Genomic DNA, 9,079 nt, shown 5'->3' with positions numbered 1-9,079 from the left:
TTGTGGGGGCATGACCACGACGACCGGGCCGACCACCGATCGGCGTACCGCCGTGCACCGGCTGCTGCTGCGCCTCGCCGGGCAGGCCCCGGACGAGGTGGTCAGCGCGGCCCGGCAGTGGCTCGCGGCGGATCAGCTGGCCGAGGTGGCCCAGGCGGTGGTGTTCACCTGCCTGACCGGGGGCGTCGGGCTCACCGCGCCCGAGCACGTACTGCTCGCCGGGCTCCTGGCCGACGCCGGTGCGGACGGCGACGTGCTCGCCGGGTTGGCCACCGGTGAAGCCCCGCCGGTGGTGTACGGGATGGCCCCGGTGGGCCCGCAGGTGCTGGCCGGGGTCGGTGGGCGGGTGCCGTACAGCATGGACCTGACCGTGGGTGGGGACGGCCCGGGCGGGCCCGACGACCTCGACCGGGTCGCCATCGCCACGGTGGCTGCCTCGCCTGGGCCGGTGGGGCTCTGGCGGGCCTGGCGGTACCCGGCCGTGGACACGCCGTATCCGGTGCCGAAGCGGCTCTACCTCGTGCAGGGCGCGCAACCGGTCGCCCTCGCCGCCCGGATCGGGTCCACCCTGGAGGCCGCCGGGGAACAGCATCCGCTGGTGGAGGCGTTCGGTGAGCCGGTGGAGCTGCCGGAGTACCAGCGGCGGGCGTTGGCCTACTCGGCGCTGCTCTGGGCCGACCGCCCCGCCGGGCCGCTGCGGACGGCCACCCCACCGGACCCCGCCGACCCACCCGGCACCCTCAGCGACGACGAGGCGGAACGGGTCGTCGCCTACCTCGGCGCGGGGGTGCCGCTGCTGACCAGCCCGCACCGGTCGGCCGACGGCTTCGATCCGGCGTCGGCCGTCGACCCGGTGCCCACGGGTGTCCGGGGCGACGGGCGGTGGCTGTGGTCGGAGGCGGTCACCTACTACGCCGACCAGTACGGGTTCGCCCCCGAACCGGACCTGCTCGCGGCGATCCGGGCCGCCGACTACACCGCCCCGACCCTCGACGCGGTGGCGGTGCACCGTTCGCTGTCGTACCTCTTCGCGGCGATGTGCGACCCCGACCGGACCGGGGTGAACCATCACGGCGGGCCCCCCGTTGTGGAGGCATGAGCGTGCCGTCGGCGATGCACCGGCTCCTGCTGCGGATCGCCGGGCAGGCCCCCGCCGCGCTGCTCGGCACCGCCCGCGCCCGGCTGGCCGACGGTGCGGTGACCGAGGTGGCCCGGATGGTGGCCTTCGCCGCCGTCGCCCGGCAGATCCGGCTGACCGACCCCGACGTGCTGCTGCTCAGCGGGGTGCTCGTCGCCGCCGGTGCGCCCGACGACCTGCTCGCCGACCTGCCCCGCGCCGGGGACGACCGCACCCCGCCCTACCTCTGGACACCCGACCCACCCGCCGACCCGGGCCAGCCCGGCAACGGTCCCGCCGCCGGCCCGCCCGGGTCGGCCAGCTCCGCTGTGCACCCGCCCGTCGGGGACGTCGCGTCCGACGGCGTGGACGAGGTCGACCGGGCCGCCGTCGACGCCCTCGGTGGCGGGGCGGCACAGCCCGCCGGGCTGTGGCGGGTCTGGCGACGCCCGGCGTCGGCCACGCCGTACCCGTCGGCCACCCGGGTCTATCTGGTCCAGGCCCGTACCGGGGCGGTCGCGCTCACCGCGCGGCTCCAGGCCGCCCTGGCGGCGGTGGGCGAGACCGAACCGCTGGTCGAGGTCTTCGGGCACCTCGCCGGGCTGCCGGCGTACCACCGGCGGGCGCTCGCGGAGGCCGTCCTGCTCTGGGCCGCCCGACCGGCCGAGCGGGTACGCGTCGCGGCGACCTTCGACACCCTCGACGCGACCGGGAACCCGACGTTCGGCTCCGACCGGGCCCGACTGTCGACCGCGGAGGCGAACCGGGTCGCCGGCTACCTCGCCGCCGGGTTCCCCCTGCTGACCGGCCCGGCCGGGGTGCCCGACGTGGTCACCCCGGGCCGCACGGTGCCGGTGGACCTGCTCGGCGACGGCCGGTGGATCTGGTCCGCCGCCACCGCGCACTACCTCACCCGGTACCGGATCGCCCCGGACGAGGGCCTGCTGGCGGCGATCCGGGCGGCCGGCTACGCGCCCCCCGACGTGGACGCGGTGGCGGTGCACCGGTCCCGGGCGGCGCTGGTCGAGGCCACCGGCGTGGTCCGACGGACGGCGGGCTGACCGACGATGACCGCCCCGCCCGAACCCGTACACGCCGCCGTCGTCGGTGCCGTGCTCCTCGTCCACGCCGCCGCGGAGCCGTACGCCGCCCTGGCCGGGGTGGCCGCCCGGCTGCCGACCGACCCGGACCGTACCGTGGTGCTCTGCTCGGCGGCCGTGTCGGCCCGACCGGACCTGTTCGGGCTCCTGGCCGACCTGCTGCCCCGCCAGCTCGGCGGGTCGGCCGCCGGGTTCCGGCTGGCCCCGCTCGGCGGTTACGCCGACCCGGTGGCGGTGCCGGACCTGGCGGCCGGGCTCGCCACGGATCTCGGGATCGACGGGGCGGTTCCGCTGGACGCCCCGGCCGTGTCCACCCGGGGGGTGCCGGCGGCCCGCCGGTGGATCGTCGCCGACGGCGGCACCGCCCGACCGGAGCACCCGCCCGCCGCCTGGTGCCCGCCGCCTGCCGGGCCGTCCCGGCCGGTCGGCGGCCCCGAGGGCTGGCTGGTCGCCCCGGTCGGGGACGGCTACACGTGGCTGCCCGCCGCCTGGCCGCCGCCGCCCGCCGCGCCGCGCCGCCCCGGTGTCGCCGAACCCGCCCTGCCTGCCGTGCCCGCGCTGTCCGCTGAACCCACCCTGCCCGCCCGGTCCGTCGGGCCCGCCCGGTCCGTTGAGGACGCGGGACGGCCGGAACCGACGGGTGATGGCGGTCCGGGTGCTCCCGGCGGGCAGCCGGCCGGTGACCGGGGCCGCCCGCCGGGACGACCGGTCCCCGGTGGCTGGTCCTTCCTGCCCGACCCCGTCGGCCCGCCGACCGCCGGCACGCCGGTGGGGCGGGACGACGTCGCGGGCCCGGGCCGGCAGGCTCCGGTGCCGCTCGACGTCTACCTGGTCGAGGTGGCGCTCGGCGCGGGCGGCTTCCAGGTGGACGGGCGGCCGGTGCCACCCGGGGTGCTCGCCGGTCACCTGGCCGCCCTGCGGAGTGCCGGGCGACCCGTGGTGCTCTGCGGTGACGCACCGTACCCAGCCACGGCCGGGATGCTGTTCGGGGCTCTCGCCGACGCCCTCGGCGCTCCGGTCGTCGCCGGTGACGCCCGGGTCGAGGTCACCGCCACGGGGCTGCTGACCACCACGGGCACGTTCCGCCGGTGGCGTCCCCGGCCGGCGGCGGGCACCGCCCGCACGGTGACCGACCTCGGCCCGGTGCTCCCCGCCCCGGCGGACCTGCCCGCCGCGTCCCCCACGCCACCCGTCGCGCCCGCCACCTCCGAACCACCTGACGACGCGCAGGCCATGACCGGTGCCGCGCCCGCCATGACCCGTGCCGGGCCCGTCGTGACCACCGCCCGCCCGGTCGGGCCGGTCGCCGCGCCGTCGGACGGTTCCGGTACGGCCCGCGACACCCCGGGCGTGCTCCTGGTCGGCGTGTCCGCATCGGCCGTCGACCCGGCAGCCGTGCCGGCGGACGGTGCGGACCGGTGGCGGCACCTCGCCGCTCCCCGGCTGGACCTGATCCGGGTCGGGTCGCCGGAGGTGACCGGGGACGGTCGTCCGCCGGCCCCGGAGCCGACGGACCCGCCCCCGCCCGGCCCGGAAGGCCCCGCCCCGACCCGCCCCCGACCCGACCGTGCCACCCGCCGCAGCCCACGACAGATCGGCCCTGACCCCCGGTCGTCCGGACACCCCGGTCGGGACCCCCGACGCGGCGCCCGGCCGACCGGAACCGGCACCCGGCGGCCCCGGCGTGCCGCCGGCCGCCGTCCCCGGACCGCGACCGGCCCCGCAGGGCCCGACGCGGGTCCCGGTGACGTTCCGGCTGGACGGGAGTGCGCCCACCGCCGGGGACCGGACGGCGCTGCGGCGGATCCTCGCCGGCCGCTACGACTCGTACACGCAGGTGGTGACCCGGACCCTGGCGGAGGAACCCGGCCTGCGGGTGGCTGCGGTGAGCGCGCCGGACCTGCCGGCGGGCCTGGTCGCCGTCCGCGCCTACTGCGTCGGGGAACGGCAGACGGTGAACGCGGTCCTGCGGGGCGATGCCGTGCCGGCCGACGATGCGGCGGTGCTGGCCCGCTGGGTGGGGTACGGGCTGCGTCGCCTGCCGGTGGTCTTCGGTCCGGTCTTCCGCGCCGCGGCCGTCGCACCGCCGGGCGGCTACCCGCCCGGCACACTGCTGGTGGAGCCGGCCTTCCTCGACGTCGACCCGACGCCCGCGCCGGTGCCGGACGCCGGGGTGCAGTTCGTGATCTGGTCCGTCGGCGCCCGCCGGCTGGGTGGTCTCGGCACGGCCGGCACCGGGGCCCGCACCACATCCGCCGGCGTCCACACCGGACCCCGGACCGACGGTACGGCGGTCTTCCCCGCCGGGACCTGTTTCCAGGTGTTGGCGGACGAGCCGGTGGGTGACCGCGAGCTGCGGCAGGTGTTCCTGCGGGAGTTGCCGGCCGGCCGGCCTACCCCGGGCGGCGAGCAGACGCTGCAGCGGTTGCGGGCGGTCGCCGGGGTGGGGGACGTGCCGGGCGGCGGCACCCCGCCGTTGCCGGTGGGGGTCGGCGTCGACGGGGCGGGGCGGCTGTTCGTCCCGCCGTCGGGGTGATGCCGGTGGCGGGGCGGGCCGGTACGACGAAACCCGCCGACCGTCGGCCGGGCGGCGGCGCGCGGGGTGCGGTGGGCGGGGGATCAACCAGACGAGAGGGTGGTGAGGGGTGAACAGCACCGTGATGGCGGTCTCCCAGACGGAACCGGGGTGCCCGCCGACGATCGCCGGCGCGTTGGCCGTCGCCCCGTTCGGCGCCACCGTCGTCGTGCAGCCGGGGGTGTACCGGGAACAGCTCCAGCTCGGCGGCGACGTCACGCTGATCGCCGAGGAGGGGCCGGGCACGGTCACCATCGACGGGGGCGACGGGGTGGCGTTGCACGTCGGCGCGGGAGAGGTGACGCTGCACGGGATCGAGCTGCTCGGTGGCGGCGGGCACATGCCGGCCGTTCAGGTCGGCGGCGGTCGGTTGGACCTCACCCGGTGTGGCGTACGGGCCGGTGGTGTCGTGGCGGTGCACGTGCCCCGGGGGGAGCTGACCATGCGGGACTGCCGGGTGGGCAACCCCGCCGGGGCGGGTCTGCTGTTCGAACGCGCCGGCACCGGTGAGGTCGTCCGCACCACGGTCGCCGGGATCGGCACCGTGGCGGTGGCCGTCACCGGCGGTGACCCGGTGCTGCGCGGCTGCACGATCACCGACGTACGCGGCAGCGGGCTGTTGTGCACCGGCGGCGGCCGGGGGCTGGTGGAGCAGTGTGTGATCTCCGCCGTCGACGGCCCCGGGGTGGTGGTCGAGGACGGCACGATCCGGCTGGTCGACACCCGGATCGTGGACACCGGTGGCACCCCGGTGCTGGTGACCGGGGGCAGCCCCGAGCTGACCGGCTGCGAGATCCGCACGGCGACCGGCCCGGCGGTGCTGGTCGACGGGACGGCCGACCCGACGTTGCGCGACTGCGTCGTCGGGGCCGGCAGCGGGCACGGGCTGAGTGTCCAGGCCGCCGCCACCGGCAGCTACCTGGGGTTACGGGTCGAGGTGGAGACCGGGGCGGCGGTGGTGGTCAGCGGTACGGCGGCGCCCCGGATCGAGGGCGGCACGCTGAGCGCCACCGACGGGGTCGGTCTGCTCTTCGCCGACGCGGCGACCGGCAGCGCCCGGGAGGTGACGGTCGTCCGGGCCCGGTCCGGGCTGCTGGCCCGGGGCACCTCCCGGCCCGAGGTCGACGACCTGACCGTCACCGCGCCGACGCAGGAGGGGCTGCGGGTCGCCGAGTCGGCCCGGCTGCGGGCGCGAGGGGGAGCGGTGACCGACGCCGGGTCGGCCGGTGTGTCGGTGACCGACGGGGAGCTGACCGTGGAGGGCATGACCCTGCGCGACTGCGGCACCGGTCTCGTCGTGTCGGCCGGGCGGCTGCGGGCCACCGGCGTGGACGTGCTCGGCAGCCGGGGTGCCGGGCTGACCGCCCAGCGCGGGGCGACGGTGCAGCTGCGGCGCAGCCGGGTGCGGGGTAGCGACGGGCCGGGGGTGTGGCTGGCCGGGGAGTCGCAGGGCGAGGTGACCGGGTGCGAGGTGTTCGGTAACACCGGCCCGGGGGTGCTGGTGCAGACGCGCCGGCCGGTGCGGCTGGTCGAGACCGAGCTACGGGGCAACGGGGGTGGTCGGCTGCGTACCACGGTCGACGCCACCGCGGTCGAACTCGTCGGTACCGACGGTGGGCAGCCGCCACCAGGCCCGGTGGACGGGACCGGGGCGACGCCGGTGTCCCCGTCGCCGCCACCCGCGGCACGCCCCGACCCGACCGGCCCGGTGCGGGTCGCCGACCCCGCCCCGGTGGTGTCGGCGACACCACCCGCCGGCTCGCCCGCCGACGACCCGGCCGCGCCGTTGCTGGCCGAACTGGACGCGCTGGTCGGTCTGGCCGGGGTGAAGCGGGAGGTGGCGACCCTGGTCGGGCTGCACCGGATCAGCCGGCGGCGGGCCGCCGCCGGGCTGCCCGCCCCACCCATGTCCCGGCACATGATCTTCGCGGGTGCGCCGGGCACCGGGAAGACCACCGTGGCCCGGCTCTACGGCCGCATCCTGGCCGCTCTCGGCGTGTTGCCCGGCGGGCAACTGGTCGAGGTGGCCCGCGCCGACCTGGTCGCCGAACACATCGGCGGTACGGCGGTGAAGACCACCGAACGGTTCACCGAGGCGATCGGCGGTGTGCTGTTCATCGACGAGGCGTACACCCTGGCCCCGGTCGACGGTGGCGGATCGGGGCACGACTTCGGTCGGGAGGCGATCGACACCCTGGTCAAGCTGATGGAGGACCACCGTGACGAGGTGGTGGTGATCGTCGCCGGCTACTCGGCGCAGATGCGCACGTTCCTGGCGGCGAATCCGGGGCTGGCCTCCCGGTTCTCCAAGACCGTCGAGTTCGAGAGCTACACCTCCCCGGAGCTGGTGCAGATCGTCGAACGGCTGTGCAGCAGCCACCACTACGCCCTGGAGTACGACACCCGGATCGCCCTGGAGTCGTGGTTCGAGTCGATGCCGCGTACCGGGTCGTTCGGCAACGCCCGGGTGGCCCGGCAGACCTTCGAGGAGATGGTCAGCCGGCAGGCGTTCCGGCTGTCCGACAGCGGTGCCGCCTCGGGAGTGGAGCTGGCCCAGTTGCTGCCGCAGGACCTCGACGAGACGGTGTCCGGTCCGGCGGACGACGAACCGCCGGCCGGTGCGGTGGACACGCTGCTGGCCCGGCTGCACGCCATGATCGGGCTGGACGCGGTGAAACAGGAGGTGGCCGACCTGACCGACCTGCTGGCCGCCGCCCGGACCCGGGTGCGGGCCGGCCTGCCGGCACCCTCGGTCTCCCGGCACCTGGTCTTCTCGGGGCCGCCCGGCACCGGCAAGACCACGGTGGCCCGCCTCTACGGGCAACTGTTGACCGCGCTGGGGGTGCTGCGCGGCGGCCAGCTGGTCGAGGTGGCCCGTGCCGACCTGGTCGGTGAGTACGTCGGGCACACCGCGCAGCGCACCCGGGAGGCGTTCGAACGGGCCCGCGGTGGCGTGCTGTTCATCGACGAGGCGTACACGCTGGCACCGCCCGACGCCCGTAACGACTTTGGTGGGGAGGCGATCGACACCCTGGTCAAGCTGATGGAGGACCATCGCGACGAGGTGGTGGTGATCGTCGCCGGTTACGAAGCGGAGATCGAGCAGTTCCTCGCCGCGAACGCCGGCCTGGCCTCCCGGTTCTCCCGCCGGGTCCACTTCGCCCCGTACACCGCCGACGAGCTGGTGGCCATCTTCGAGGGGCTGGCCCGTTCCGGCGGGTACGACTGTCCGGGGGAGACGCTGGCCGCCCTGCGTCAGCACTTCGAGCAGGCCCCGCCCGGCCGGGCCCTCGGCAACGGCCGGTACGCCCGCCAGGTCCTCGACGAGGCGGTGACCCGGCAGGCCGGTCGGTTGCGCGGCCTGACCGGGCCGACCGTCGCGGATCTGCGGACCCTGCTGGCGGAGGACGTCACGCCGGTGGTGGCACATGCCTAGCCGGACCGGGTGGTGGGCGTGCTGACCGCCCGGCAGGTGGACCGTCCGGGTCGGGCCCGGCGGCGTCGCCGCAGACCGGGTGACATCAGCGACGGCATGCCCGGGGGCGACCCGTATGCTCTCCTGGATCGACGTGGGACCGGAGGTGCGAGAGCGCTTGCGCAGCCGGTCACGCCGACGGTGAGCGTGCTGGGGAGGCACCGGTTGGCAGGTCTTTCTCGCGTGCCGGACGCGGACGCGCCGGGCGGGGCCGGCATCGGGGTGGCGGCCGACGCGGACGCGGCGACCGCAGTCGGGGTCCCACCACCCGCCACCGACCTGACGCCCGACGAGCGGCTACAGGCGCTGCACGCCGCGCATGCCGAGCCGCTGTTCCGGTTCCTGCTCAGGCTGGCCGTCGGCGAGCGGCAACTCGCCGAGGACCTGCTCCAGGAGACGATGATGCGGGCCTGGCGCAGCATCGACAGTCTCGCCGACGACCTGGAGACCCAACGGCGGTGGCTGTTCACCGTGGCCCGCCGGGTCGCCATCGACGTGGCGCGGGCCCGGCAGGCCCGCCCGACCGAGGTCGGCACGTTGGACCTCAACCGGATGCCGGCGACCGCCGACGTGGCCGAACGGGTGGTGACCGCGCAGACCATCCGGGACGCCCTACCCAAGATCAGCACCGAGCACCGCCGGGTGGTGGAGGCCGTCTATTTCCGGGGACTGTCCACCGCCGAGATCGCGGCGGCGTTCGGCATCGCCGAGGGGACGGTCAAATCCCGGGCACACTACGCCCTGCGCGCGCTACGCGCCGTGATCGGGGAGGTTGACGGTGCGTGAGACGTCCACCACGTCCGTGATGACAT

Annotated in this window: 5 protein-coding genes; all 5 read left to right on the top strand. The window is 76.7% G+C overall.

Features of this window, described 5'->3' with window-relative positions:
• The first annotated feature begins 10 nt into the window (after positions 1 to 10).
• Positions 11 to 1,099, top strand: a complete 1,089-nt coding sequence (locus tag J7462_RS08130; protein WP_219463169.1) for a hypothetical protein — start codon at positions 11 to 13, stop codon at positions 1,097 to 1,099.
• Positions 1,096 to 2,178, top strand: coding sequence for a hypothetical protein (locus tag J7462_RS08125; RefSeq protein ID WP_219463166.1), 1,083 nt, complete (start codon positions 1,096 to 1,098; stop codon positions 2,176 to 2,178). The genes J7462_RS08130 and J7462_RS08125 overlap by 4 nt, the downstream gene beginning before the upstream one ends.
• A 1,783-nt stretch (positions 2,179 to 3,961) precedes the next feature.
• Positions 3,962 to 4,753, top strand: coding sequence for a hypothetical protein (locus J7462_RS08120; RefSeq protein WP_219463164.1), 792 nt, complete (start codon positions 3,962 to 3,964; stop codon positions 4,751 to 4,753).
• 109 nt (positions 4,754 to 4,862) lie between these two features.
• A complete protein-coding gene (locus J7462_RS08115; RefSeq protein WP_219463162.1) occupies positions 4,863 to 8,228 on the top strand; it encodes an AAA family ATPase in 3,366 nt (1,121 codons plus the stop codon).
• A 222-nt stretch (positions 8,229 to 8,450) separates the two neighbouring features.
• Complete coding sequence (locus J7462_RS08110) at positions 8,451 to 9,053, top strand: sigma-70 family RNA polymerase sigma factor (RefSeq protein ID WP_308290814.1); 603 nt, start codon at positions 8,451 to 8,453, stop codon at positions 9,051 to 9,053.
• Positions 9,054 to 9,079 lie beyond the last annotated feature (26 nt).

Source organism: Micromonospora sp. RL09-050-HVF-A, assembly GCF_019374995.1.
In the GTDB taxonomy this organism is placed as follows: Bacteria; Actinomycetota; Actinomycetes; order Mycobacteriales; family Micromonosporaceae; genus Micromonospora; species Micromonospora antibiotica.
Note: the sequence above shows the minus strand (reverse complement) of the source record. Positions and strands in the feature narration are given on the sequence as shown.